This is a genomic window from Microbacterium sp. STRO-2N (assembly GCF_057747775.1).
The window spans coordinates 3,110,626-3,135,589 of sequence record NZ_CM173223.1 but is presented as its reverse complement, the minus strand read 5'-3'; the positions used below and the strand labels follow the sequence as shown (position 1 = coordinate 3,135,589).

The following is a 24,964-nucleotide window of genomic DNA, read 5'->3' as shown; positions in this document are numbered from 1 at the left end:
CATCGACGTGATCCAGCACGATGGCGCACGGTCAGAAAGGTGGTCCGCCCGTCGCGGGTGGGTCGTCGACGGGGAACAGCCAGGGTTCTCGCATCGCTCGTCGGCGGTCGAGGGTGTCCGGGTCGGGGAGGAACCGGACGGTGGGTTCGGGACGGTCGGTGTGCTTCCGCCCGGTGGGACTGGTCCACACCAGGGTGCCCGGTGCGGTCTGCTGGACCGTCCACGCGGTGTTGTGTTTGAGGACGTGGTGTCGCCGGCAGAGATGCGCGAGGTTGTGGTGGCTGGTGGCGCCGCCGTGGGCGTGGTCGACGGTGTGGTCGATGTCGCAGCGCCAGACGGACTGCCGGCAGCCGGGGAATCGGCAGCGCTCGTCGCGGGCGCCGAGGTACCGGGCGAGCGCAGCGCCGGGACGGTATCGGTCGACGGCGAGAACGTTGCCCGTGACGGGCGAGGTCATCACGCGCTCCCAGCCGGGTGCGGTGGCGGCGAGAGTGCGCGCGGTGCCGGGATCGATGGGTCCGTACCCGGCGAGCAGGCACGGATCGTCGGAGACCCCGATCATCGTGAGTACGGGGACCGTGACCTGCACGGTGGCCTGGATGGCGGCGAGTCCGGTTCCGGCGACGCAGTCGTCGGGTCCCGCGGTGAGCAGCACGTCGGCGGCGATGTCGGCGCGGAGCTGGTCCATGGTGCGGGTGTCGCTGGGGTCGCCGCAGGAACCGCTGGCGCCTTCGCCGTTGTCGGATGTGTCTGTGTGGGCGGCCGGCGACGCGTCGTCGCCATCGCCGTTGCTGATGCGCGCGGCGTCGTCGTCGTCGGCGGCGGCGGCGGTGGCGGTGTCGCGGGCCGCGATGACGCAGCGGGCCTGCACGGTCAGCCGGTCGTGGATGCCGTGGATGAGGACGGCGTCGTGGGTGAGGGAGAGCGTGGCGAGCCCGTCGGCCAGGTCGATCACCCGCACGTCGCGGGCGGCGACCGCGTCGGCATGCCGCTGCGCGAGCGGCTGCTCGAGAAATCGTTCGGCGATCGCCTTCAGCACCGGCGCGAGTCGTCCGGGTGTGAGCGACGCCGCGCGGTCCACGGCGACGCGCACGAACTCGGCGCGCGCATCGTCGTCGTCGATGGGGTCGCCGATGTCGTGGATCACGGTGAGGTGCTGTCGCGAGATCTCGCCCCGCTGCAACGCGTCCACCGCGGTCGCGAACCGTACGCACAGATCGGCGGACTCCGACAGCAGCCGGGTCACCGTCCACTCCGACACTCGAGTCGACGTGGCGAGGTCGGCCACCAGTGCCCGCCGCGCCAGCTCGACCCGGCGCCGCTGCTCCGCGCTCGCGTCCGCAGCCGCGGTGACCGACGCCGCCGCATCCGCCAACAATCGGATCTCCACAGCATCCGCCGCAGCACGAGCACGACGGCCGACCTCGAAAAGATCGACGATGCGGTCAGTCTGCGCGCACCCCGGAACGGAGCCGGGAGAAGGATGCGAAGACATGGGCGCTCACAGACGGGAAGAATCACGGACGCACGAGGCTCCTGCGCGAAATCCGCGCCAGCACTCTCTCGTCAATCAGCGGCTACGCCGCGCCCGCTCTTCGTCCGTGAGGACCGTCTCAGTCATCGAACCTTTGTGCTAACAGAGTATCGCCCGCGATCTCGTAACACAAGAACAAATACGCGATGGAATTCACGGGGCCACACCGGCTTCTGCAGCCCTCGCCTCCCGAGGACGGCACCGCCGCGGCATCCGTCGCCGGTCACGCGGTGAAGACGCGCCGGGGCATCCGCCGTGGCGCAGGCTGCATGCCCGCGACGAGCTCGCTCCGGTACAGCTCCGTCAGCGCGCCGATCCCGCCGGCGTACGCTGCTCGCTGCCGCGCGGCGTTCGAGCCGTCGCGCAGCACGCGCTCGAACAGCTCGTCGACGAGCTCGCGCTCGTGGGCATCGAGCAGGTGCGGCTCCGCGAACGCGTGGAGCTCCTGGAGCGCCTCACGCGCCGGTACGAGCCGGAGGGACCGAGGATGTACCAGGGCCGCGCGCACGCCGTAGCGCGCCGCGTGCCAGAGCGCGGCATCCGTGATGTCGACGCCCTCGGAGGCGACTCGCGACGCCTCGGCAGCGGCCATGACGAGCGCGCGTGTGAGCAGAGCCAGGGCGACGCTGGAACGCCCGTCGAGCTGAGCGTCGAAGACGCGCACCTCGACCGTGGGGTAGCGAGCCGACAGCCGCACGTTCCAGTTGATCGTGCCGGGGTCGGACGTCGCGCCGACTCCCCGCAGGGCCGCGAGCGTGCGGTCGAGGTCGGCCGCGTCGGCGAATCGCGGTGGCGCGCCGTACGTCGTCCAGCGGCGGCCGTGGATCGAGCGCCAGCTGTCGAACCCGGTGTCGACGCCGTGCCAGAAGGGGGAGCCGGCCGACAGTGCGAGAAGAGTCGGCAGCCAGTCCCGCAGCAGATTCGAGGCACGGATGCCGTACTCGCGGTCGGGGATCGCCACGTGCACGTGCAGCCCGTTGATCTGGTGGTCGGGGGTCACCCCCGCGATGTCGCCGGCGATGTGCGCGTACCGGGCGTCGGCGCTGATGCCCGCGCGCGGCTGCGTGCGGAACGGCGTGCCGCTGCCCGCGGCGACCAGACCCGCGGCATCCGCCCACGACCGCAGCCGCGCACGGAACCCGTGCACCGCGTCGAGGGCCTCCCCGGCCGTCGCGAGCACGGGCGAGGCGTGTTCGAGCTGGGAGGGGAAGAACTCCTTGCCCACGACGCCGCCGCCGAACGGCCGCAGCGCGTCGATGGCCTCGGCGGCCCGGTCGGTCGCGATCAGTGTGACCGGATCGAGGAGCACGAACTCCTCCTCGATGCCGAACGTCGGCGCGGCCGACCCATGTGTGCGAGGCGTCATGTCCTCACTGTCCCCTCGCGGGGCGTCGAGGGGAACGGGGTTGACATGCGCCTCCCCGCTCCCGCCCCGGGAATCGCGAAGGGGAGAGCTCTGCACGAGGGACGTGCGGAGCTCTCCCCTCTCGGCGCCTCGGCGCCGGTCAGAGCGTGGCGGCGAGCGGGTCGAAGCCCTCGGGCAGCGACCCCACCGTGTCGAGCGTGCTCGAGACCTGCACGAAGCTGCGCGATTCGGCGGCCTCCTCGATCGACAGCAGCGTGTCGAGCACGTGGTAGCCGAACTCGCCCGTCGCGACGTGCGGGCGGCCCTCTCGGATCGCGCGGGCCATGTCGAGCAGCCCGAGGCCGCGTCCGGCCAGCACGCCCTCCTGCGGCACCCGGACGACCTCCGGCTCGCGCACCGACACATCGGTGAGCGGCCGGGTGATCGTGATGTCGCCGCCGAACGTGTTCGGGTCGGGGATCACGAGAGTGCCCTCGGTGCCGTTGATCTCGACGATGCCATGGCGCAGCAGCGGCGAGTCGGTGCTGTAGAGGCTCTGCGCCTGACCCCCCTGCTCGAACTCCATCAGCACCGACAGTGTCGACGGGATCTCGACCGGGAACTCCTGACCGGCGAGCTCGCCCGACTTCACGGTGCGGGTCGGCACGCCCTGCAGGCCGAGCGCCGCGACCGATGCGACCGGCCCGAACACGTGCAGGAGCGTCGACACGTAGTACGGGCCCATGTCGAGGAGCGGGCCGGCGCCCTTCGCATAGAGGAAGGCGGGATTCGGATGCCACAGCTCGGGGCCCTGCCACTGGAACGTCGTGGTCGCGAAAAGCGGACGACCGATATCGCCGCGCGCGATCGCGCGCTTGGCGGTCTGCACGCCCGGGCCGAGCACCGTGTCGGGCGCGACGCCGACACGCAGGCCCGCGGCATCCGCCGTCGAAAGGAGCCGCTGCGACTCCTCCCGGTCGATCCCGATCGGCTTCTCGGTCCACACGTGCTTGCCTGCCGCGATGGACGCCAGCGACACCTCGACGTGCACCGCCGGGATGGTCAGGTTGACGACGATGTCGATGTCGGGGTCGCCCAGCACGACGTCGACGCCGCCCGCACGCGGAACTCCGTACTTCTCGGCCTGCACGCGGGCACGGTCCTCGATCAGGTCGCCGATCGCGAGTACCCGCACATCCGGGAAGCTCGTGAGGTGCGTGAGGTACTGGTCGCTGATGTTGCCTGCGCCGATGAGGCCGACGCCGACGGGCGCGCTCGCCGCCGCCATCAGCTGGCCGCCTTCTCGGCGAGCTTCGCGTCGAGGAAGACGCGGCTCTGCTCGATCGCGTCGTAGAGGTCGCCCGGGTAGTGGTCGAACTCGACGATGGCGACTTCGAGGGCGGATGCCGCGTCCAGCGCCGCCTCGAGCGGCACCACGCCCTGGCCCGCCGGAACCTGGTCGGCCGGCGGGTAGGCGGCCACGGCCTCGGGGTCGAGCGTGCCGTCCTTGACGTGGACCGCGATCACGCGGTCGCCGAGAGTGCGCAGCAGGGTGGGCGAGTCGACGCCCGCGCGAGCCACCCAGTACAGGTCGACCTCGAGCACGACTCGCGGATCGAGCAGGTCGGCGAGCACCTCGAGGCCCGTTCTGCCGTCGAAGGTCGCCTCCAGTTCGTGCGCGTGGTTGTGATAGCCGACACGGATGCCGAGCCCGGCGCCGATCTCGGCGGCGGCGTTGAGCAGGCGCGCGGTCTCTTCGATCTGCTCGATGCTCTGCCAGCGCGCTGGCTCGGTGTACGGATCGATGACGGTGGTCATGCCGAGGGTCCTCGCGGCCTCGAAGACGACCTCCGGTGCGGGGACGGGAAGCGTCGTGCCGCTGCCGTCGGGGTTCACGAACGACGTCGAGGCCAGGAACGCGTGCCCCGTGGGCGCCGCGAGCCCGTGTGCCTTCAGCGCGGCGGCGAGAGGCTCGGCGCGACGGACGAAGTCGTACGGCTCGACCGCGGTGAAGCCGCGGGCCGCGACCTGCGCGAGCGTGCCGTCGAGGTCGGCCTCGAGCGCGGTGTTGACGGTGAACAGCTGGATGGATGTCTGGACCGGCATCGGTCGCGCTCCTTCGTGTCTGCGGCGACGGTGGGGGACGGTGCGGCGGGAGAGCCGTTCGTCTGACGCACGACGATAGCACAAAACCTCCAGGTGGAGGTTTTGGCGTGGGTAGGATGGCGCCCATGCCGGAGGAGCGCCCCACCGCCGTACGCGGCTCATACGCCAAGGGCGTCGCTCGTCGCCAGGAGATCCTCGACCGCGCGATCGAGGTGTTCGCCCGGCGAGGCTCCGACAAGACGAGCCTGCGCGCGATCGCCGACGAGGTCGGCGTCACCCACGCCGCGCTCCGGCACTACTTCGGCTCGCTCGAAGAGCTGCTCGTCGCGGTCTACCGTGAGTCGGAGCGCCATGACGGCCCCGACGACCACAAGGACCCCGAGGCGACGCCCGTCGAGCTCATGCGCGGCTGGGCCGAGTCCAACCGTGAGGTGCCGGGTCTGGTGCAGCTCTACTCGACGCTGGTGGCGACCGCCCTCGAGGAGGGCCATCCCGTCGCGCGCGAGTTCGCGACCGAGCGCTTCACCCGCACGCGCGCCGAATTGGCAGAGCGCGTGCGGCACAACCAGGAGTCCGGTCGGCTTCGCGCCGATGTCGACCCGGACGCGGTCGCCGCGCTCGTGGTGGCGGCATCCGACGGTCTGCAGACGCAATGGCTGCTTGACGCCGACGCGCCGCAGGACGCCGCGCTCGCCCTGCTGGAGCGGCTGCTGACCCCGACCGACTGAGAGCCGTCCGCCGACCGATCCCGCGGCATCCGTCGTCGCGGGATCAGGCGAAGAGGTCGGCCGATCCCATGATCTTGACCGGATCGATGCGGATGACGACGCGCTTCGGGTTGACGCGCGGTGGGCGATACCGGTCGGCGTAGAGCGCGACGGCGCGTGCGACCGCGTCGGGGTCGCGCTCGATCGTCGCGTGCCCGGCGATGCTCAGCCAGCTCGGGCCGGCGACCTGGGCGACGGTCGCGCGCGGGTCGCGCTCGACGTTGCGCACCTTCTGGCTGTCGCCCGACGTGATGACGCGCACGACGCCGGCGTCGACGGTGAAGCCCACGGCGACCACGTGGATGCCGCCGTCGCGGGCCATCGTCGACAGCGTGGCGAGGTGGTAGTCCGAGACGAACCGGGCACCGTCGTCATTCAGGGAGGCGAGGCTGCGCATTGCTCCATCCTCCCGCGCCGGCGGACCGCGGTCACGCCGAGCAGGACGACAGCAGGCCCGTGACGAACGTGATGGTCCCCGTCCTCGGCGCGGACTCCCACGGCGAGGGCCCGACCGCGTACAGCGAGAACGTTCCAGTGCCGAGACCGAGGAGGCTCGAGCTGAGGGAGACGCTGGTGGCGTTCGCGGCGAGGACGCCGGACCCGCTGAGCGCGCCGGTCACCGTCCAGCGGTATCCCGCGCGTGCGAGTCCGCCGACAGGAGCGCTCCACGAGAACGTGACAGGCGCGAGGAGGCCGAGCCCGGGCGCGCAGCTCATCGTCACCACGGGTGACACCGTGCCGGCGGCGAGGCTCGAGCTCGTCGCCACCTCCGCGTCGACCCACGCCGCGTCTGTCTCCACAGGTGCGAGCGCCCCCGCGCACAGCATCGCGGCGAGGATCACGCCCGCCGCGGCCGACCGACGCTGCCGGCTCACGCACGCCTCCGCACCCGCAGCACCAGTCCGATGCCGACAGCCGCGACGACGATCCCGCCCCCGATCAGTCCCCAGCTCGGGACCGCCCCGGTGGCGGCGAGCCCGCCCTCGGGCCCCGTCGAGATGTCGTCGCCGGCGCCGCTCGCCCGCACCACGAGGCTCACGTCCGACACCGCACCGCCGGCATCCTGCGGCATCGTCACGACCAGCCGGAGCCACAGCTGCTCGTCGTCGCGCATGGTCCGAAGCGTCCGTGGGGCGCCGTCGACGGGGATCGGCCCTGGGGCGACGAGGGGATCCGGATCCGGGCACGCGCCGTCGATCCAGCGCTGCGCGCAGCCTTCCACCTGCAGCAGCAGGCCGGCCGCGTCGGCGCCGGTCCCCGCGAGCGTGACGGCGATCGTGCCGGGCGTCGCGGCATCCGCCGTCACCCCCACCTGCCAGACCGCGCTCGCTCCCGGGCCGAGAGCGCGCATCGCGGGTTCCTCGATCGAGACGATGCGGAGGACGCGGCCCTGGATGACGGACTCGGTGACGCCCGCGTCGGCGTGAGCGGGCGCGGGGGCGACGATCAGCGATCCGCTCGCGAGTATCAGCGCGACCGCGGCGCCGACGCCGGCTGCCCGGCGCGCACGCCGCGACCCGGGCGGGGGTGCGCCGTCGTGGGATGTCTCGTCGGGCTCGGGGGCAAGGCGGTCCCTCCGGCGCCGCGGCCAGAAGACCACGACGATCAGCGCCGTCGCGGCGATGGTGAGCGCGCCCATCACCCACGGCGTGCCCAGCGCGACGAGCACCGGTGCGACGCCGGGCACCGCAAGCACGACCCTGCGCACCTCGGTCACCTCATACGGCATCGGGTCGTCGACCGCGTTCGCATCGCCGCGCATACGGATGCTCCGCGCGTCGTCCACGCCGGGGATCGCGTCCACGCCGACGACGCGGTGCGTCACCGGCAGCTGCCCAGCGCGCTCCACCATGACGACGTCGCCCACCCGGATGTCGGCCGCCGGGATGCCGTGGACGACCGCGGCGGATCCCGCCGGGATCGTCGGCGACATCGATCCGGTGCGGAACATCACGATCCGCACGTCGAACAGCACGGCGGCGACCGCCAGCACGATGCACACGGCGCCGAGCAGCGCGGCGAGCGCGAGACCGGCATCCGCCAGCCTCGCCCACCGTCGTCGCGCCGTCGCGTCGCGTGCCATGTCAGCCTTCCGAGGTCGCCGTGAACGTCCAGGTGGCGGTGCCGGTCTGGCCCTGGAACGAGTTCGCCGCTCCGGGCTGGATCCTGACCTCGAAGCAGAAGCCCAGCTGCGTGCCGGCGGCGCCGATGGGGCTCGAGACCTGCGTCGCGGGCACCTGCGAGACCGGCAGGTACGACGCGGCCGCGCCCGCGATGAACACCGGTGTGCCGCTGAACGCCGTGGCGTTGCATGTCGATGACGGGCTGGGCCCCGGCATCCGCACGGCTCGGTACTGCAGTGCGGACGCGAGCCCGCCCGTCGGCGCGACCGACGTGAGGGCCACCGTGCCGCCGACGGTGGACGCCGCCGTCGTCCGCACGTTGAGCCACGCGTAGAACGACGTGCCCGGGGACATCCCGGTCGCGCCGAACGACAGCGCCGCGCCGGGAGAGGCGGTGTTGCTCGCGTACGTGGGGGAACCGGCGCTCTGCGACTCCGTGCCGAACACGCTCGCGCCGAAGCTGCCCGTCGCGTTCTCGGTGTCGGTCCAGGCCGCGAGCGTCACGGCCGTGCCGATGCCGAGCACGAGCCCGGCGGCCAGCACGGCCTGCACGCGGCGGCGTCGCACGCGCGCACGCCGCGCGCGTCTGCTGTCCATCAGCGCGGCGATCAGGGCAGCGCCACGCCCGACGTGCCGGCGAACTCCCACGTGACGGTGCCGGTGGCGCCCTGCGGGAGCCCGCTGCCGGCCGTGACGACGAAGCACAGGTTCGTCGGAGTAGCGGCCGCGGTCAGATCGAAGGCGTCGACGGTGCCGGCGGCGGTCGCCGCGCGGTCGGCGACGAGCGCCGTGCCCGTGGGAGGCGTGGCGGCAGAGCAGGTGGCCCCGAACGTGCCGACGTCGTAGACCGAGTAACTGAGGCCAGCACCGATCGTTCCGCCGACCTGCTGCGCGAGGGTGACGGATGCTGCGTAGTCGGAGTCGCTCGAGAGCTGCACCGCGAACGGCGCGTACACGACGGCCCCCGGCGACAGCGCGTCGGCGGCGAGCTCGAAGGTGAGGGTCTTGCCCGGCGCGGTGGGCGAGCTGTCGAACGCCGCGCCGTCGGTGCTGCCCTGCAGATCGAACTGCCCGGACGAGAAGGTGCCGGTGGCGAACTCGGAGTCGTTCCACACCGCGAGCGTCACGGCGGTGCCGACGCCCAGCACGACACCTCCCGCGATGAGCGCGAGCAGCATGCGCCGGCGGTCGGAGCGGGACCGTTCGCCGGAGCCCGGCGACATCGAGGTCGAGGTGGAGAGAGCGTTCATGGGTCCTGCCGTTCCTTGGTCGTTGATACAGAGGTCCCCAGAGGCATGGACTCCCCAGCCATGTACCGAAAGATTAGAGGATTCTCATCTAGCGGCGTGACAGGCAGGCCGATGCTGAGCGGATCTTGGGCGTTCGCCGCCGCCTCACGACGTGGCGGTCTGGTCGGATTCAGCAGCACGGCGGGGCGACGGATCGCCGACAGGCCCAGCCGTGCCGCCGCGATACCCATCCGGCGAGCAGCGCCGTGACCGACGATCCGGCGTGCCGATGCGGACGGGATGCCGTGTGCCTCGGTCGTGCTCATCGCTTCGAGGATCGCGAGGGCCCGGCCCCGGGTGCCGACACCGCTTCGGGCGGCTCACGCGGGCGCGAGCGGGTAGAGGCGCCGCAGCACGAGCCGCTGCGCGAGCGTCCACGCGACCGTCACGGCCAGATAGAGCGCAGCCGCGAGCGGCACGAACATCGCCACCACGGCGGTGGTGAACTGCAGGACCCCGGCGAGCCGTGCCATTCCGACGCCCGCCAGGGGCGAGGCATCCGTCGATTCGTCCACGGGCGGCCGGAACGCGCGCCGCGTGACCTCGGCGACGATCGCGATCGCCACCAGCACGCCCGCGAACACGGCGACGGTCGCGGCGGTCGCCGTGCCCGACGCGACGGCTCCGATGAGGCTCGTGCCGAGCGCGACGCCGAACAGCTGCTCGGTCAGCAGCGCGTTCGCGTGTCCCGCGATCGACGCGTACAGGAACAGCGTGTAGACGAGTGCGATGACCGGCGCCTGCGCGAGCATCGGCAGACAGCCCGCGAACGGCGAGGTCTTCTCGTCGGCGTAGAGCTTCATCGTCTCGCGCTGCAGCCGCTCGGGGTTGCGCTTGTAACGCTGCTGCAGCGCCTTGAGCTTCGGGGCGAGGCGGCTGCGCGTCTGCTCCGCCTTGGCCTGAGCGATGCCCGCGGGGATCAGTACGGCACGCACGATGAGCGTGATCACGACGACGGATGCCGCGGCCGCCGCCGATCCGGCGAGAGGTTCGAGCAGGGCGGTGAGCCCCATGAGCAGGGCGTAGGCCGCGTCCAGGATCGCGGCGATGGGCGGGAAGGCGGAAAGGTCCATGGTGTGTCCGTTCGTCGATGCGGGTCGTGGCGTCTGGCCACGAACGCACCGCGGACACGGCGGTTCCCGCTCGGACGAGCGGGGAAGGGACGTGCGGCGGGGCTACGCGGCCGAAGCCGCGAACCCGGGTGCTCGCGGACGCGAGTGACCCGGGGCATCGGGATGCGTCTCGGTGAGCCGCGTCGCGTCGTCGATCGCCCGGCGCGGGTGCGGGGCGCTCGCGACGGCGATCGACGGCCGCGCGAACAGGGCGATCGCGACGGCGAGCAGCGCGAGGGCGACGAGCGCGGCCGTGGCGGCCGTCGCCGCCGCGATCGCGACGACGCCGGTACCGGGCGACGAGATCGTGCCGGCGAGCTCCGAGAGCGGACGCAGCGCCAGACCGACGAACTCGGCGAGGAGGCGCAGCACGACGCCGATCGACTCGAGCACGGGCACCTCCTTCCGCCGCGATCACGCTAACACGGGCTTTCTGCCGGGCGGAGGGGAGCGGCTCCTCCCAGGGGCGGTGAGAGAGCCGATGCACGCAGGGTCCAGGCATCCGTCGGCTGCTGTCAGGGGGATGAGGCAGGGTGGAGGGCGTGACAGCCACGACCGAGACCCGCGCCGAAGCCCTCGATGTGCTGCGGGCGCTCGTCGGCCGCGACGACGCCGACTTCCACGACGGGCAGTTCGAGGCGATCGAGGCGCTCGTCGACGGCCGGCGCCGCGCGCTCGTGGTGCAGCGCACCGGGTGGGGCAAGTCCGCGGTGTACTTCGTGGCGACGCTGCTGCTGCGTCGCCGCGGCGGCGGGCCGACGGTGCTGGTCTCGCCGCTGCTCGCCCTCATGCGCGATCAGATCGCGGCCGCGGCGCGCGCGGGCGTGCGCGCGGTCAAGATCGACTCGACGAACGCGCACGAGTGGGGCGACGTGCTCGCGCAGCTCGATCGCGACGAGGTCGACGTCCTGCTGGTCTCGCCCGAGCGGCTGAACAACCCGTCGTTCCGCGACGATCAGCTCCCCGAGCTCATCCGGCGCATGGGACTCCTCGTGGTCGACGAGGCGCACTGCATCAGCGACTGGGGGCACGACTTCCGCCCGGACTATCGGCGGCTGCGCGACCTCATCGCGCGCATGCCCCCGGGTGTGCCGGTGCTCGCGACGACGGCGACGGCCAACAGCCGGGTCGTCGCGGACGTGGCGGAGCAACTCGGTGCCGCCGAGGATCCGGGGGCTCCGGCATCCGGGGTCCTCACGATCCGCGGTCCGCTCGCTCGCACGTCATTGCGACTCGGGGTGCTGCGGCTCCCTGACGCGCCGAGCCGCCTCGCGTGGCTCATCTCTCACCTGGGCGATCTGCCCGGGTCGGGCATCATCTACACGCTGACGGTCGCGGCGGCGAACGACACCGCGCGACTGCTGCGGGATCGCGGCTACGACGTGCGCGCCTACACCGGGCAGACCGACACCGACGAGCGCGAGGAGTCCGAGGCGCTGCTGAAAGACAACCGCGTCAAGGCGCTCGTGGCCACGAGTGCCCTGGGCATGGGCTTCGACAAGCCCGATCTCGGATTCGTGGTGCACCTCGGCGCCCCGTCGTCGCCGGTGTCGTACTACCAGCAGGTCGGACGCGCGGGCCGGGCGACCGAATCGGCCGACGTGCTGCTGCTTCCCGGCGTCGAAGACCGGGAGATCTGGCACTATTTCGCCACCGCGTCGATGCCCGACCGCGAGCGGGCAGAGCGCGTGCTCACCGCGCTGTCGGGCTCGGCTTCGCCGCTGTCGACGCCCGCGCTCGAGGCCATGGTCGACATCCGCCGCACGCCGCTCGAGCTGTTGCTGAAGGTGCTCGATGTCGACGGCGCGGTCGATCGGGTGCGCGGCGGCTGGGTCGCGACGGGCGAGCCGTGGGTCTACGACGAGGAGCGCTACCGCCGCATCGCCGCCGCTCGCGTCGCCGAGCAGCAGCACATGATCGAGTACGAAGAGACCAACGGCTGTCGCATGGAGTTCCTGCAGCGCGCGCTCGACGACGACTCCGCGGCACCGTGCGGGCGCTGCGACAACTGCGCCGGCACCTGGTTCGCGACCGGGATCGCGGCGGGGGCGACGGATGCCGCGACCGCCGCACTCGACCGGGTCGGCGTGCCGATCGAACCGCGACGGCAATGGCCGACGGGAGCCGACCGGCTCGGCGTGCCCGTCAAAGGCCGCATCGCTGCGGACGAGCAGGCCTCCGAGGGGCGGGCGCTCGCCCGGCTCACCGACCTGGGGTGGGGAGGGGTGCTTCGCGAGCTGTTCGCCGCCGGCGCCCCGGACGGCCCCGTGCCGCAGAACGTGCTTGGCGGGTGCGTGCGGGTGCTCGCCGACTGGGGGTGGGTAGAGCGCCCGGTCGCGGTGGTCGCGATGCCGTCGCGTTCTCGGCCGCAGCTGGTCGACTCGCTCGCCCGCGGCATCGCCGACGTCGGACGCCTCCCGTTCCTCGGCGCGCTCGAGCTCATCGACGGCGGGCCGACAGGCGCTCCGGGCGGGAACAGCGCCTTCCGCGTCGCCGGGGTGTGGGGCCGTCTCTCGGCCGCGAGCCTGGACGTCCCGCACGGTCCGGTGCTGCTGGTCGACGATCGGGTCGACAGCGGCTGGACGCTGACGGTGGCGGCGCGCGAGCTGCGCCGCGCCGGTGCGAGCGAGGTGCTTCCGTTCGCCCTCGCGCTGCGAGGGTAGGCGCTCTCGCCGGTCGGCAACGTCGTCGCGGTCTCGCTGCATCGTATGGCGCGCCGTCGCGCGCGGGTCATCCGATTCGCGTGGAGTCGGCGCTCTTCCCGGACGCCGCATACGAATGTGATCCGGTCGCGTCATGAAACGCCGCGGACGGCGTCTTGATTGGTGTGAGCATGCAGACCATCGCGACGCGTCGCGGAACCGGCGGGTCTCCGTTCCTGGCCGTCGGCGGCGCGGCGAAGATCGCCGGGCTCACTCCGGCGACGCTCACCCGTCGGCTCGAGACCGGCGACCTGCCGGGTTACCGCCTGGGCCGCCGCTGGTTCGTTCCGGAGGCCGAGTTCCGTCGTCACCTTCGCCGTCGCGCCTGGATGGTGCAGACGGATGCCGCGCCCGACGTCGCACGCGAGCTCACGCGCGCGCTGCCTCCGCGGCTCGGCATCGAGGAGCTCGAGCGGTTCTTCGGCCTGCGGCGGCCGGTGCTCTACGAGGTGCTGCACATTCCGCACTTCGCCGGGATGGGGCGGCGCAGAGGCGTCATGACAGTGGGCATGCTGCAGCAGCTGCTTGTCGCCGCGCGCAACGCGTGCGCCCCGTGCCCTGAGCCCGCCACGCTCGCCGCGCCGGCGGTGGCGTAGGCGCAACGACCGGCGGCTCGGCCGCGGCACCGGGGGGCGCCGCGGCCGGGCCGCGGCACCGGTCCGCGCGGCACGCGCTCGACGCCGTGGAGATCGACCGTCTAGACTGGCCCGCGTGTTGACCTGTCGCTGTTGTCGCCGCTCCTGCTGAAGCATCGCTTCACAGCGCTCCGCGACCCCCGACAGATCTCCCCGCGCGTCCGCGCGGCAACACCTCAGGACTCAACGTGCGTTACGCCAAAAGCGTGGCCGACCTCGTCGGCAACACCCCTCTCGTCCAGCTGACCCGCGTCACCGACGGCATCGCAGCGACGGTGCTCGCGAAGGTCGAGTACTTCAACCCCGGCGGCTCCGCGAAGGACCGCATCGCCGCCCGGATCATCGACGCCGCCGAGCGAGACGGCCTCCTGAAGCCCGGCGGAACGATCGTCGAGCCGACCAGCGGAAATACCGGCGTGGGGCTCGCGCTCGTCGCGCTGCAGCGCGGCTACCGCATGATCTTCGTCGTGCCCGACAAGTTCGCCGGCCCCAAGGTCGACGTGCTGCGGGCGTACGGCGCGGAGGTCGTCGTGACCGAGACGAGCGTCGCGCCGGAGGACCCCGGGTCGTACTACAGCGTGTCGGACCGGCTCGTGCGCGAGATCCCCGGCGCGTTCAAGCCCAACCAGTTCGCGAACCCCAACGGTCCCCTCAGTCATTACGAGACGACGGGTCCCGAGATCTGGCGCGACACCGACGGCCGCGTCACGCACTTCGTCGCGGGCATCGGCACCGGCGGGACCATCACCGGCACCGGACGCTACCTGCACGACGTGTCGGGCGGCGCCGTGCGCGTCATCGGCGCCGACCCGGAAGGCTCGATCTACTCGGGCGGCCCGATCCACGGCTACCTCGTCGAGGGCGTCGGCGAGGACTTCTGGCCGGAGTCGTACGACCCGTCGGTGCCCGACGAGATCCACCGCATCCCCGACGCGCAGTCGTTCGACCTGGCCCGCCGCCTGGCTCGCGAGGAGGGTCTGCTCGTCGGGGGCTCGAGCGGCATGGCGGTCGCCGCCGCGCTGCGGACGGCGCGCGACCTCGGCCCCGACGACGTCGTGGTCGTCCTGCTGCCCGACCACGGGCGCGGGTATCTCAACAGGTTCTACGACGATCAGTGGATGCACGACCACGGCTTCGCCGTGCACGAGCCGCCGCTGAAACCCGCCGCTGAGGCATCCGGAACCACCACCGACGAAGGGCCACGCGCATGACAGACCCGACCAGCGACCGAGGATTCGACACCCGCGCGGTGCACGCCGGTCAGGCGTTCGACCCGACGACCGGTGCGGTGATCCCGCCGGTGCACTTCTCGACGACCTACGCACAGGACGGCATCGGCCGACTGCGCGAGGGCTACGAGTACGGACGCAGCGGCAACCCCACGCGCACTGCGCTCGAGACGCAGCTCGCGGCGCTCGAGGGCGGAGCTCACGCGCTGTCGTTCGCGTCCGGCCTCGCCGCCGAAGACGCCCTGCTGCGCGCGGTGCTCAGGCCCGGCGACGAGGTCCTGCTCGGCAACGACGTCTACGGCGGCACGTACCGGCTCATCGCGCGCGTGCTCGGAGCCTGGGGCGTGGGCGTCCGCGTCGTCGACATGAGCGACCTCGACCAGGTGCGGTCCGCGCTCGAGGAGCGCCCGGCGCGCATCGTGTGGGTCGAGACGCCGAGCAACCCGCTGCTGCGCATCACCGACATCGCAGGTCTCGCCCGGCTGGGCCATGACGCCGGAGCGCTCGTGGTCGTCGACAACACCTTCGCGTCGCCCGCGCTGCAGCAGCCGCTGGCCCTCGGCGCCGACGTCGTGGTGCACTCGACCACCAAGTACCTCGGCGGACACTCCGACGTCGTCGGCGGCGCGCTCGTGCTGAACGACGACGCGCTGCACGCCGAGGCGAAGTTCCTGCAGTTCGCGGTGGGAGCGGTGTCGGGTCCGCTCGACGCGTGGCTCACGACGCGCGGCATCAAGACGCTCGCGCTCCGGATGCAGCGACACACCGAGAACGCGCAGGCCGTCGCGGGGTTCCTCGACGGGCACGACGCGGTCGCCCGTGTGTACTACCCCGGTCTCGCGTCGCACCCCGGGCACGAGCTCGCTGCGCGGCAGATGTCGGGGTTCGGCGGCATCGTGTCGGTCGCGCTGGCGGACGCGGCATCCGCCCGCCGTTTCGCCGAGTCGACGCGCCTGTTCCAGCTCGCCGAGTCTCTCGGCGGAGTTGAGTCGCTCATGAACTACCCCGACGAGATGACGCACGCATCGGTGCGCGGCACCGAGCTCGCCGTCCCGCCCGAGGTCGTGCGCCTGTCGGTCGGCATCGAGACCGCCGACGACCTCATCGCCGACCTCGGTCAGGCCCTCGCCCGCCTGTGACGCGGTCGTAGGCTCGGAGGATGACTGCGAGCACCGGCATCCGTTCGTCCTTCCTGGCCCAGCCGCTGCGCATCGGGGCCGTCGAGGTGCCCAACCGCATCATGCAGACGGCGCACTCGAAGCAGTACTCCGACCGCGTCGAGTCCGACCGCGAGACCGCGTACTACGTGCGGCGCGCGCGGGGCGGCTGCGGACTGTTCGTCGCCGGCAACCACTTCGTGCACCCGAGCGGCTCGATCCGCGGGTTCCAGGACGCGTTCCGTCCCGAGTCGGTCGCGGCCGCGAAGCGCATGACGGATGCCGTGCACGAGGCCGGCGCGAAGATCCTGGTGCAGCTGAACCACCACGGCGCGCAGGCGCAGCCCGACGGACCGGACGGTCCCCGCGCAGTGTATGCGCCGTCCCGCATGCTCTCGCCGTCGACCGCGCACGCGACGCGCGAGATGGACCACGACGACATCGCGGCGTTCGTCGAGGGCTGGGCGGTATCGGCCGAGAACGCACGGGACGGCGGCTTCGACGGCGTCGAGATCCACATGGCGCACGGGTACCTCCTGCACCAGTTCCTCTCACCGCTCTACAACGCGCGCACGGATGGGTACGGCGGCGACCTCGAGGGCCGCACCCGCTTCCCGCGTGAGGTGCTGCGCGCCGTGCGTGCCCGCGTGGGCGACGACTTCACGGTCGGCATCCGCATCGTCGCGAACGAGTTCCACCCCGACGGACTCGACGGCGGCGCGATGCGCGAGGTGATCGCGCGTCTGCGCGGTGAAGCCCGGATCGACTTCCTCGACCTCGCCGCCGGCGGGTATCACAACGTGCACTACGTCTTCCCATCGTCGCCGATGCCGTACGCGTGGCTGCGTGACGACGTCGCAGCGGTGAAGGCGGCGAACCCCGACGTGCCGGTGTTCGGAGTCGGCGCGGCGCGCTCCGTCGAGGAGGCGGAAGAGGTCGTCGCCTCGGGCGTCGCGGATATGGTGGCGCTCACCCGCGCGCAGATCGCCGACCCCGACCTCGGCCGCAAGCTCCTCCTCGGCACGAGGTCCGGCGGCGGCGGCATCCGGCAGATCTCCCATTGCATCCGGCTGAATCAGGGATGCCTCGGACGCGGCAGCCGCGGACTCGCGATGTCGTGCACCGTGAACCCGCTCGCCGGTCGCGAACTCGAGCGCGGCGAGCGGCCGCGGGCCGCGGCGCCGCAGCGCTGGATCGTCGTGGGCGGCGGACCCGCGGGCATGCGCGCCGCCGTCGAGCTCGCCGCGGACGGGCACGCCGTGACGCTGATGGAGCGATCGCACGAGCTCGGCGGCCAGCTGCGACTCGCGCGGCAGGTGCCGGGACGCGAGAGCGTGGGGCTCCTCGTCGACGACCTCGTGCGCGACCTGGCGGCGACCGGCGTCGAGGTGCGCCTCGGCGTCGAGGCCACGGCAGAATCGCTCGGCGCCGAGCGCGCCGACGGCATCGTGATCGCGACGGGAGCGGTCGCCCCAGCCACGACCTCGCTCGCGCTCGGCGGCGCGTACGCCGGCGGGATGCCGGCCGAGGGCACGGTCGACGCGTTCGCGGCGGCATCCCTCCCGGCGTCCGTCGGTCGCCGCATCGCCGTGGTCGACGCCGACGGCACCGCCTACGCCGCGGGCATCGTGCTGACGCTGTTGCCGCACGTCGACGAGCTCGAGCTCGTGACTGCGTTCGAGACCGCGTTCCCGCATATCGGCGCGGGCTACGACCGCCCGCTGCTGCTCGAGCGGCTCGCGGCGCACGGCGGGCTGCGCCGGCGCGCCGCGCACCGCGTGGAGCGCGTCGGCGACGGCGAGATCGAGGTGCGCGACGCGCTCACCTGGGAGAGCGCCGTGCTCGCCGGCCTCGACGCCGTCGTCGCGATCGAGCCCCGCGCGTCGGTGACCATCGCGGGGCTCGCCGGCGCCGGCTCGGCCGACGGGCACACGGCCGCGGCATCCCGTGTCGTCACGATCGGCGACGCGTTCGCGCCCCGCACGATCGACGCGGCGATCTTCGAAGCCGTCGAGCTCGCGTACGACGTCGCAGGCCTCGCCACGCTGCACGGCTGACCGCCCCGCGGAGGCCGATGGCTACGCTGGGCCCGTGGACCCCGTCGTCGCCACGCTCGTCATCCTGGTCCTCGCGGTCGTCGCGTTCGTGAGCAACCGCGTGCCGATCGGAGTGGTCGCGATCGGGGTCGCGCTCGCACTCTTCTTCACCGGGGTCCTGACGCTGCCGCAGGCGCTCGCCGGGTTCGGCGACCCGACGGTGCTGTTCATCGCGGCGCTGTTCGTGGTGAGCGAGTCGCTCGACGCGACCGGCGTGACGGCATGGGCCGGGCAGAAGGTGATCGCCCGCGCGGGCAACACGCGCACGCGCCTCGTCGTGGTGGTCGCCGTGCTGGTCGCGGTGCTCTCGGCTCTCATCAGCATCAACGGCGCCGTGGCGGCGCTGCTGCCGCTGGTCGTGCTGGTCGCGGCGCGCGCGGGCATCGCGTCGTCGAGGCTGCTGCTGCCGCTGGCGTTCGCGGCATCCGCCGGCTCGCTGCTGCTGCTCACCGGAACGCCCGTCAACATCCTCGTGTCGGACTTCGCCGTGGCGGCGGGCGGTCGCGGCTTCGGGTTCTTCGAGTTCGCGCTGGCCGGAATCCCCGTCGTGGCGGGCACCGTCGCGATCCTCGTCCTCGGCGGGCGGCTGGTCCCCGAGCGCGCCGGCGCGTTCATGCCCGTGGATCTGGTGCGCCACGCGCGGCTGCTGCGCGAGCAGTACGCCGTGTCGCTCGACACAGCGACGCTCCTCGGTCCCCAGACCGGCGTGACCGAGATCGTGGTGGCTCCGCGCTCCCCGCTCATCGGCACCCACGTCTGCGCCGGCATGACGACGCCGGACGGCGACCTCGTGGTGCTCGGAGCGCGCCGCGGCGACGAGCCGCTCACCGGCCCCGAGGTCCTGGTGCAGGCCGGCGACGCGCTCCTGCTCCAGGGGACGTGGGACGACCTCCTGCGCCACACGCACGAGCCGGGGGTGCTCGTCGTCGACGACCCGCAGCGACTGCGGCGGTCGGTGCCGCTGGGGCGCGGCGCGAAGCGTGCCATCGGCATCCTCATCGTCATGATCGCCCTGCTCGCGACGGGGTTCGTCCCGCCCGCTGCGGTGGCACTGCTCGCCGCGTGCGCACTCGTGCTCACGCGGACGGTCACGGTCAAGCAGGCGTACCACTCGATCCCGTGGACGACGGTCGTGCTCATCGCCGGCATGATCCCGCTTTCCACCGCGTTCATCAGCACCGGCACGGCCGACCTCGTCGCCGGGTGGATGCTGTCGATGCTGGGTGACGCCGCCCCTCACGTCGCGCTGCTCGCGCTCGGAGTCCTCACGCTCGTGCTTGGCCAGCTCATCAGCAACGTGGCGACGGTGCTCATCGTGGCGCCGATCGCCGTGTCGATCGCCGGAACCCTCGATCTCTCGGTGCAGCCGTTCATGATGGCGCTCACGGTCGTCGGAGCGGCGTCGTTCCTGACTCCGATCGCGACGCCGGCCAACCTCATGGTCATGGAGCCCGCGGGCCTCTGGTTCGGCGACTACTGGCGGATGGGACTGCCGCTCGCGCTCTTCTTCCTCGCGGTGTCGGTGCTCTACGTGCCGCTCATCTGGCCGTTCTGACGCGGATGCACGAAGCCCCGGCGGTTCGGGTCCGCCGGGGCTTCGTGGGATCGGGTCAGGCGACAGACCAGCCGCCGTCGCTGGCGAGGTTCTGGCCGTTGACGTTGACGCCATCGTCGCTCAGCAGGAACGTGATCGAGGCGGCGAGGCGGTCGGGGGTCACGGGCGGCGCCATCACGGCCATTGCGGCCTGCACACGCTCGGCGCCGAGCGGCGAGGTGAACTTCGCCTCGATGTTCGTGATCACCGCGCCTGGCGCGACGGCGTTGACGCGGATGCCGCTCGGACCGTACATGAAGGCGCTCGACTTCGTGAGACCGACGACGGCGTGCTTGGATGCCGTGTACGCCGCCCCCGCGGACGAGCCGCGCAGCGAGGCCTCGGACGACGTGTTCACGATCGACCCGCCGCCCTGCGCGAGCATCGCGGGGATGACGGCGCGCATGAGCTTCATGGTGCCCGTGACGTTGACGCGGAACACGCGCTCCCACACCTCGTCGCTGACCTCGCCGACCGGCGTCATGTCGTCCATGATCCCCGCGATGTTGGCGAGACCGTCGATGCGGTCGCCGGCAGCCTCGATGATCCGGGCGACGCCTTCGTCGTCGCTGATGTCGGCGGTCAGGGCGACGACGTCGGCACCCGCGTGCGTCGCCACGAAGTCGTCGAGACGCTCCTGGCTGACGTCGACCGCGATCACGCGGCCGCCCTCGCGGGCCACCCGGGACGCCGTGGCGCGCCCGATGCCGGAGCCCGCGCCGGTGACGATGACGGTCATGCCGGTGAACCGGCCATCGGTGACCTTCTCGGCCCACTCCGCCCTCGGGGTCTCGGAGGCGCCCGCCCCGCCGCCGGGGATGCCGTCGGGGTTCACGCGCGCGACGAGCGCGTCGAGCGCCTCCTGCGGGAAGGCGCCGCCGCTCATCGCGACGAGGCTGCTGATCGGAAGACCCGCGATCGGAGCCAGGGAGTCTGCGGTCTGACCTCCCTGGGCGAGCAGGTCGCGCAGCGCTGCTCCGCCGGCCGGGTGGTCGAGCCATGTCTGGATGCTGGACGCTGCGGTGAGCGGAGCGGTGTCGGTGCTCATGGGTGTTCCCTTCGTGGTGCAGTGCGTCGGGGCTGCGACCTGGGACGAGGATCCTTCGGGTCGGGCTCCTACCGGACAACTATGTCCGGTATTAGGCTACACCCGTGCCGAGCATCGCTGCCCCGCGCGCGGATGCCGTTGCGCGACCGAACCGCGGCCCCGCCGCGGCCGCCGACAATCGCCGCGCCCTCATCGCCGCTGCGCGCGAGGTGTACGCCGAGGGCGGGCTCGGTGCGCCGTTCAGCGCCGTCGCCAGGCGGGCCGGCGTGGGGCAGGGGAGTCTGTACCGCCACTTCCCGGATCGCACCGCTCTGGCCGTCGCCGTGTTCGAAGACAACGTCCGCGAGCTCGAGGAGTACACGGCGCCCGCCGATCGCACGATCGACGACCTGCTCGACCGTGTGGTGGAGCAGGCCGTGGTGTCGACCGCGTTCATCGAGCTGATCACAGCGGATCTCTCGGATCGCCGGGTCGCCGAACTCGGCGAGCGGTACTTCGCACTCGTGGAGCGCCTCGTCGCGCGCGACCGAGCGGCGGGGCGGGTGGGCACGCACCTCGAGACGGAAGACGTCACGATGGCGACGGGGATGCTGGCCACCGAGCTCGCACGCTCCGACGCCGCGAACCGCCCCGCGGTGGCGGCACGAGCACGTGCGCTGTTCCACGCCGCATTCTCGCCGCGCGCGGAGCGATAGGCTCCTGCCATGGGCAGGTTCATCTACGACACTTCAGGCACGTCTGTCGACATCGACGACCGCACCCTCGCTCACCTGAGAATCGTCATGATGAACAAGCTGCGGCGCTCGGAACCGTTCATGTTCGATGTCGAGATCGGCGACGGCAGCGGCCGCCGCAGCTTCTGGATCCACCCGGCAGTGCCGCTGCAGTTCCACTTCTTCGGCAGCCGCCAGCCGCGCATCAACCGACTGTGGATCGAAGAGCTGATGCTCGCGGCAAGCGGGCCCAGCGGCCTCAGCATCGTCCCCGAGCCCGAACTCCCGGACGGCGAAGCGCCGGCCGCCGAGGGCTGAGCCGGGTCAGCCCGCCAGACCGGTGCCGCTCACGTCGCTGCCGGCCACCTTCAGCTTGTCGATCTCGAGGCTCTCCACCGCGACAGTGCCGAGCGAGACCTTGTCGGTCTCGGCCTCGGCTCCGGCGTCCGGCGCGGCCACCGGCACGGGCCCGGTGTCGAAGTGCTCGGCGACCAGCATGATGCCGCCGGTGGAGTTCGCCGAGTTCGCGAGCTCCTCGATCCAGTCGCGGCTGAGTTCGGCGGGCTCGGGGTCGTCGAAGACGAAGCGCAGGGGGATCGACGGGTGCAGCCAGATGGTACTGCGCCCCCGGGGCTGATCGTCGGGATGGCGCCAGGACACGGTGAAGCTCTCGTCGCGCCGGAGCTTCGTGGCGATGACGACCTTCAGGTGCGCCAATGCGCGGTCTTCGATATGGATCGGCATCGCGCCGCCGCCGTAATAGATCGTTCCCACGGGCCAACCATAACCCTCCCGGGGCCCCTTTGCCCCACCGGCCCCGCAGCGGCTAGAGGCGGTTCCACGCCTCGGTGAGCACGCTGCGCAGGATCTGCTCGATCTCGTCGAACTCGGCGGGTCCGATCGTGAGCGGGGGAGCGAGCTGGATGACGGGATCGCCGCGGTCGTCGGCGCGGCAGTACAGGCCGGCGTCGAACAGGGCCTTCGACAGGAAGCCGCGAAGCAGGCGCTCCGACTCGTCGTCGTCGAACGTCTCCCTGGTCGCCTTGTCCTTCACGAGCTCGATGCCGAAGAAGTACCCGTCGCCGCGCACATCGCCGACGATCGGAAGGTCGGTGAGCTTCTCGAGCGTCGACCGGAACAGCGGCGAGTACTCGCGGACCCGCTCGTTGAGCCCCTCCTCCTCGAAGATGTCGAGGTTCTCGAGCGCCACCGCGGCCGACACCGGATGCCCGCCGAACGTGTAGCCGTGGTAGAACGCGCGGTCGCCGTGCGCGAACGGCTCGTAGATGCGGTCGCTGACGATCGTCGCGCCGATGGGCGAGTAGCCGCTCGTCATGGCCTTGGCGCATGTGATCATGTCGGGCACGTAGCCGTACGCGTCGCACGCGAACATGTGCCCGACGCGGCCGAACGCGCAGATGACCTCGTCCGAGACGAGCAGCACGTCGTACTTGTCGCAGATCTGCCGCACGCGCTGGAAGTATCCGGGCGGCGGCGGGAAGCAGCCGCCGGAGTTCTGCACCGGCTCGAGGAACACGGCGGCCACCGTCTCGGGGCCTTCGAAGAGGATCATCTCCTCGATGCGGTCGGCGGCCCACACCCCGAACGCCTCGAGGTCGTCGGCGGGTGCGCCCATGTCGGCAGCGCGGTAGAAGTTGGTGTTCGGCACCCGGAAGCCGCCGGGCGTGACCGGCTCGAACATCGACTTCAGGGCGGGGATGCCGGTGATCGCGAGCGCGCCCTGCGGGGTGCCGTGGTAGGCGACCGAGCGCGAGATGACCTTGTGCTTGGTGGGCTGGCCCTGGATCTTCCAGTAGTACTTGGCGAGCTTGAACGCCGTCTCGACGGCCTCGCCGCCGCCGGTCGAGAAGAAGACCTTGTTGAGGTCGCCGGGGGCGTAGTCCGCGAGCCGGTCGGCGAGCTCGATCGCCGCCGGGTGCGCGTACGACCAGATCGGGAAGAACGCCAGCTCCTCGGCCTGCTTCGCTGCGACCTGGGCCAGCCGCTTGCGGCCGTGTCCGGCCGCGACGACGAAGAGGCCCGCGAGTCCGTCGATGTAGCGCTTGCCCTGCGAGTCCCAGATGTGGTGGCCCTCGCCCTTGACGATGATGGGGACGCCCGGTCCGTCAGTCATCACCGACTGACGGGCGAAGTGCATCCACAGGTGGTCCTTGGCCATCTGCTGCAGCTCCGCCTCGCTGCGCGCAGGGCGATCGGTTCGGGCGTGGCGTTCGGTCGCGATCGACATGTCTGGCCTTCCGTCGGGACGTGCTCCCACGCTACTCGCGTGCCCCGCGGCGCGTGGTGCGACGTTTCGTCCGGTTCGGATGCCGCTGGCACCGGTCCGTCCGGACGCCGGGCGTCGCCGCACCCCACCCCGCCCAGCGCTCGCCTGTCGCGAGGGGGAGTCGAGGCGAGCGGGTCTGGGGCGGGTGGGTCAGGTGGAGCCGCGGACGATGAGGACGGTGGGCAGGACGATCGGCGCGGACGGGAGCGGACCGCCGGAGGCGGCATCGGCGAGGGCGCTCACCGCCGCTGCCGCCATCTCGCGGATCGGCTGGCGAACGGTGGTGAGCGCCGGAGAGAGCCAGCGCGCACCGCGCACGTCGTCGAACCCGACGACCAGCACCTCGTCGGGGATGCGGCGACCTGCGGCCGCGGCCGCGGCGTAGACGCCCGCCGCCATCTCGTCCGAGCACGCGAAGACGCCGAGGCGCTCGCCCTCGCCGGCCGCGCGAAGCAGCGGAAGCGCGGCGTCGCGCGCGGCGGTGGCGCTCCAATCCGTTTCGACCACCGTGACCTCGACGCCCGGACGCGTGGCCCGTACGCCTTCGTGGAAACCCTCGCGGCGGGCCCGGCCGAAGCGGTAGGACGGCGTGCCGACGACGACCGCGAAGCGTTTCGCCCCGCGCTCGGCCAGGTGCAGGGCGGCGTCGACGCCGCCGTCGCGATCGGTCGTGCGCACGCTCGCGAGGCCGTGAGTCGACTCCGACCGCGGATCGGTGAGGATGGCGGGGATGCCGGCATCCGTCAGCACCTCCAGCTGCGACGCGGTCGGCGAGATGAGCCCCAGCACGGCACCGGCCGAGCCGCGCCGGCGGATGCGCAGGGGCCAGTCGTCGTCCGGCTCATCGCGCTCCTCGGTGAGCACGAGGTCGTACCCGGCCGCCGCGGCGGCGCTGCGCGCACCCGCGGTGACCTCGTCGGAGTACGGGTTGTGGTAGCCGCTGAGCACGAGATCCATGAGACCCGCCGACCTCGGCGTGCGTCCGCCCGCCGCCCGCTCGCGCCGGTAGCCGAGCGCACGTGCCGCGGCGAGCACGCGCCGACGGGTCGCCGGGGCCAGGTCGCCGCGGCCGCTCAGGGCGCGCGATGCCGTCGCGACGCTGACGCCCGCGTGCGCGGCCACGGCGGCCAGTGTCACGCTCTGCTGCATCCGCCCAGTTTTGCGCAATCGTGTCGACGCGCGCACCCCGCGCTGGCATCCTCGAACTCCGAGACACCTCCCCTGTCA

At 72.2% G+C, this 24,964-nt stretch carries 24 protein-coding genes and 1 pseudogene; 9 read left to right on the top strand and 16 right to left on the bottom strand.

The genetic code is table 11. The annotated features are described in order from the left end of the window. Window positions 1-31: 31 nt before the first annotated feature. The 4 genes from AC3ANN_RS14515 to AC3ANN_RS14500 form a co-directional block, all read right to left on the bottom strand. On the bottom strand, window positions 32-1,495 hold the full coding sequence (locus tag AC3ANN_RS14515; protein ID WP_488338092.1) for an HNH endonuclease signature motif containing protein: 1,464 nt from the start codon (window positions 1,493-1,495) through the stop codon (window positions 32-34). Between the two features lie 262 nt (window positions 1,496-1,757). After that, entirely contained in the window at window positions 1,758-2,900 is a 1,143-nt protein-coding gene (locus AC3ANN_RS14510) for a carboxylate-amine ligase (RefSeq protein ID WP_488338091.1), read from the bottom strand. 139 nt (window positions 2,901-3,039) lie between these two features. After that, window positions 3,040-4,167 carry a Gfo/Idh/MocA family protein gene (locus AC3ANN_RS14505; protein ID WP_488338090.1) on the bottom strand — a complete coding sequence of 376 codons (1,128 nt, stop codon included), beginning with the start codon at window positions 4,165-4,167 and terminating at the stop codon, window positions 3,040-3,042. Beyond that, a complete protein-coding gene (locus AC3ANN_RS14500; RefSeq protein ID WP_488338089.1) occupies window positions 4,167-4,985 on the bottom strand; it encodes a sugar phosphate isomerase/epimerase family protein in 819 nt (272 codons plus the stop codon). The genes AC3ANN_RS14505 and AC3ANN_RS14500 overlap by 1 nt, the downstream gene beginning before the upstream one ends. A gap of 125 nt (window positions 4,986-5,110) precedes the next feature. Between AC3ANN_RS14500 and AC3ANN_RS14495 the strand changes: the two genes are divergently transcribed. Further along, window positions 5,111-5,713 carry a TetR/AcrR family transcriptional regulator gene (locus AC3ANN_RS14495; protein WP_488338088.1) on the top strand — a complete coding sequence of 201 codons (603 nt, stop codon included), beginning with the start codon at window positions 5,111-5,113 and terminating at the stop codon, window positions 5,711-5,713. Window positions 5,714-5,756: 43 nt separating this feature from the next. On the opposite strand, the gene AC3ANN_RS14490 is transcribed toward AC3ANN_RS14495, so the two are convergent. From AC3ANN_RS14490 to AC3ANN_RS14455, 8 genes are all read right to left on the bottom strand, one after another. Beyond that, window positions 5,757-6,149: a PPOX class F420-dependent oxidoreductase gene (locus tag AC3ANN_RS14490; protein WP_488338087.1), complete on the bottom strand. Its 393-nt coding sequence runs from the start codon at window positions 6,147-6,149 to the stop codon at window positions 5,757-5,759. Between the two features lie 31 nt (window positions 6,150-6,180). Then, on the bottom strand, window positions 6,181-6,627 hold the full coding sequence (locus AC3ANN_RS14485; RefSeq protein WP_488338086.1) for a hypothetical protein: 447 nt from the start codon (window positions 6,625-6,627) through the stop codon (window positions 6,181-6,183). Continuing rightward, complete coding sequence (locus tag AC3ANN_RS14480; RefSeq protein WP_488338085.1) at window positions 6,624-7,835, bottom strand: S24/S26 family peptidase; 1,212 nt, start codon at window positions 7,833-7,835, stop codon at window positions 6,624-6,626. Before AC3ANN_RS14480 ends, AC3ANN_RS14485 begins: the two co-directional genes overlap by 4 nt. A 1-nt stretch (window position 7,836) precedes the next feature. Further along, a complete protein-coding gene (locus AC3ANN_RS14475) occupies window positions 7,837-8,472 on the bottom strand; it encodes a SipW-dependent-type signal peptide-containing protein (RefSeq protein WP_488338084.1) in 636 nt (211 codons plus the stop codon). 11 nt (window positions 8,473-8,483) lie between these two features. Further along, window positions 8,484-9,125 carry a SipW-dependent-type signal peptide-containing protein gene (locus AC3ANN_RS14470; RefSeq protein ID WP_488338083.1) on the bottom strand — a complete coding sequence of 214 codons (642 nt, stop codon included), beginning with the start codon at window positions 9,123-9,125 and terminating at the stop codon, window positions 8,484-8,486. After that, window positions 9,122-9,430, bottom strand: coding sequence for a hypothetical protein (locus tag AC3ANN_RS14465; protein WP_488338082.1), 309 nt, complete (start codon window positions 9,428-9,430; stop codon window positions 9,122-9,124). Before AC3ANN_RS14465 ends, AC3ANN_RS14470 begins: the two co-directional genes overlap by 4 nt. Window positions 9,431-9,484: 54 nt before the next feature. Then, window positions 9,485-10,237, bottom strand: coding sequence for a YidC/Oxa1 family membrane protein insertase (locus tag AC3ANN_RS14460; RefSeq protein ID WP_488338081.1), 753 nt, complete (start codon window positions 10,235-10,237; stop codon window positions 9,485-9,487). A 102-nt stretch (window positions 10,238-10,339) separates the two neighbouring features. Further along, the gene (locus AC3ANN_RS14455) at window positions 10,340-10,669 is read right to left on the bottom strand and encodes a DUF6412 domain-containing protein (RefSeq protein ID WP_488338080.1); all 330 of its coding nucleotides are present in this window, start codon (window positions 10,667-10,669) and stop codon (window positions 10,340-10,342) included. A gap of 149 nt (window positions 10,670-10,818) precedes the next feature. Here AC3ANN_RS14455 and AC3ANN_RS14450 point away from each other — a divergent pair, with 149 nt between their 5' ends. The 6 genes from AC3ANN_RS14450 to AC3ANN_RS14425 all read left to right on the top strand — a co-directional run bounded on the left by AC3ANN_RS14450 (window position 10,819) and on the right by AC3ANN_RS14425 (window position 19,650). Next, entirely contained in the window at window positions 10,819-12,939 is a 2,121-nt protein-coding gene (locus tag AC3ANN_RS14450) for a RecQ family ATP-dependent DNA helicase (protein WP_488338079.1), read from the top strand. A 170-nt stretch (window positions 12,940-13,109) separates the two neighbouring features. Beyond that, the gene (locus AC3ANN_RS14445) at window positions 13,110-13,574 is read left to right on the top strand and encodes a helix-turn-helix domain-containing protein (protein ID WP_488338078.1); all 465 of its coding nucleotides are present in this window, start codon (window positions 13,110-13,112) and stop codon (window positions 13,572-13,574) included. A 245-nt stretch (window positions 13,575-13,819) separates the two neighbouring features. Further along, complete coding sequence (locus tag AC3ANN_RS14440; RefSeq protein ID WP_488338077.1) at window positions 13,820-14,824, top strand: pyridoxal-phosphate dependent enzyme; 1,005 nt, start codon at window positions 13,820-13,822, stop codon at window positions 14,822-14,824. After that, window positions 14,821-15,981, top strand: coding sequence for a cystathionine gamma-synthase (locus AC3ANN_RS14435; RefSeq protein WP_488338076.1), 1,161 nt, complete (start codon window positions 14,821-14,823; stop codon window positions 15,979-15,981). Before AC3ANN_RS14440 ends, AC3ANN_RS14435 begins: the two co-directional genes overlap by 4 nt. A 20-nt stretch (window positions 15,982-16,001) precedes the next feature. Beyond that, on the top strand, window positions 16,002-18,056 hold the full coding sequence (locus AC3ANN_RS14430; protein WP_488338075.1) for an oxidoreductase: 2,055 nt from the start codon (window positions 16,002-16,004) through the stop codon (window positions 18,054-18,056). A 34-nt stretch (window positions 18,057-18,090) separates the two neighbouring features. Further along, window positions 18,091-19,650, top strand: a complete 1,560-nt coding sequence (locus AC3ANN_RS14425) for an SLC13 family permease (RefSeq protein WP_488338074.1) — start codon at window positions 18,091-18,093, stop codon at window positions 19,648-19,650. 55 nt (window positions 19,651-19,705) lie between these two features. Here the strand turns inward: AC3ANN_RS14425 and AC3ANN_RS14420 are convergent, their stop codons facing one another. Further along, complete coding sequence (locus AC3ANN_RS14420; RefSeq protein ID WP_488338073.1) at window positions 19,706-20,737, bottom strand: SDR family NAD(P)-dependent oxidoreductase; 1,032 nt, start codon at window positions 20,735-20,737, stop codon at window positions 19,706-19,708. 104 nt (window positions 20,738-20,841) lie between these two features. Here AC3ANN_RS14420 and AC3ANN_RS14415 point away from each other — a divergent pair, with 104 nt between their 5' ends. Both AC3ANN_RS14415 and AC3ANN_RS14410 read left to right on the top strand, forming a co-directional pair. Beyond that, window positions 20,842-21,432, top strand: coding sequence for a TetR family transcriptional regulator (locus AC3ANN_RS14415; protein ID WP_488338072.1), 591 nt, complete (start codon window positions 20,842-20,844; stop codon window positions 21,430-21,432). Between the two features lie 9 nt (window positions 21,433-21,441). After that, window positions 21,442-21,768, top strand: coding sequence for a DUF7882 family protein (locus AC3ANN_RS14410; RefSeq protein ID WP_488338071.1), 327 nt, complete (start codon window positions 21,442-21,444; stop codon window positions 21,766-21,768). A 147-nt stretch (window positions 21,769-21,915) separates the two neighbouring features. Here AC3ANN_RS14410 and AC3ANN_RS14405 read toward each other — a convergent pair. The 3 genes and pseudogenes from AC3ANN_RS14405 to AC3ANN_RS14395 form a co-directional block, all read right to left on the bottom strand. Continuing rightward, window positions 21,916-22,224 (bottom strand): annotated as a pseudogene (locus AC3ANN_RS14405) (DUF7882 family protein); the annotation flags it as partial. Between the two features lie 52 nt (window positions 22,225-22,276). After that, entirely contained in the window at window positions 22,277-23,698 is a 1,422-nt protein-coding gene (locus AC3ANN_RS14400; RefSeq protein WP_488338070.1) for an aspartate aminotransferase family protein, read from the bottom strand. A gap of 189 nt (window positions 23,699-23,887) precedes the next feature. After that, window positions 23,888-24,886 carry a substrate-binding domain-containing protein gene (locus tag AC3ANN_RS14395; protein WP_488338069.1) on the bottom strand — a complete coding sequence of 333 codons (999 nt, stop codon included), beginning with the start codon at window positions 24,884-24,886 and terminating at the stop codon, window positions 23,888-23,890. Between the last annotated feature and the right edge of the window lie 78 nt (window positions 24,887-24,964).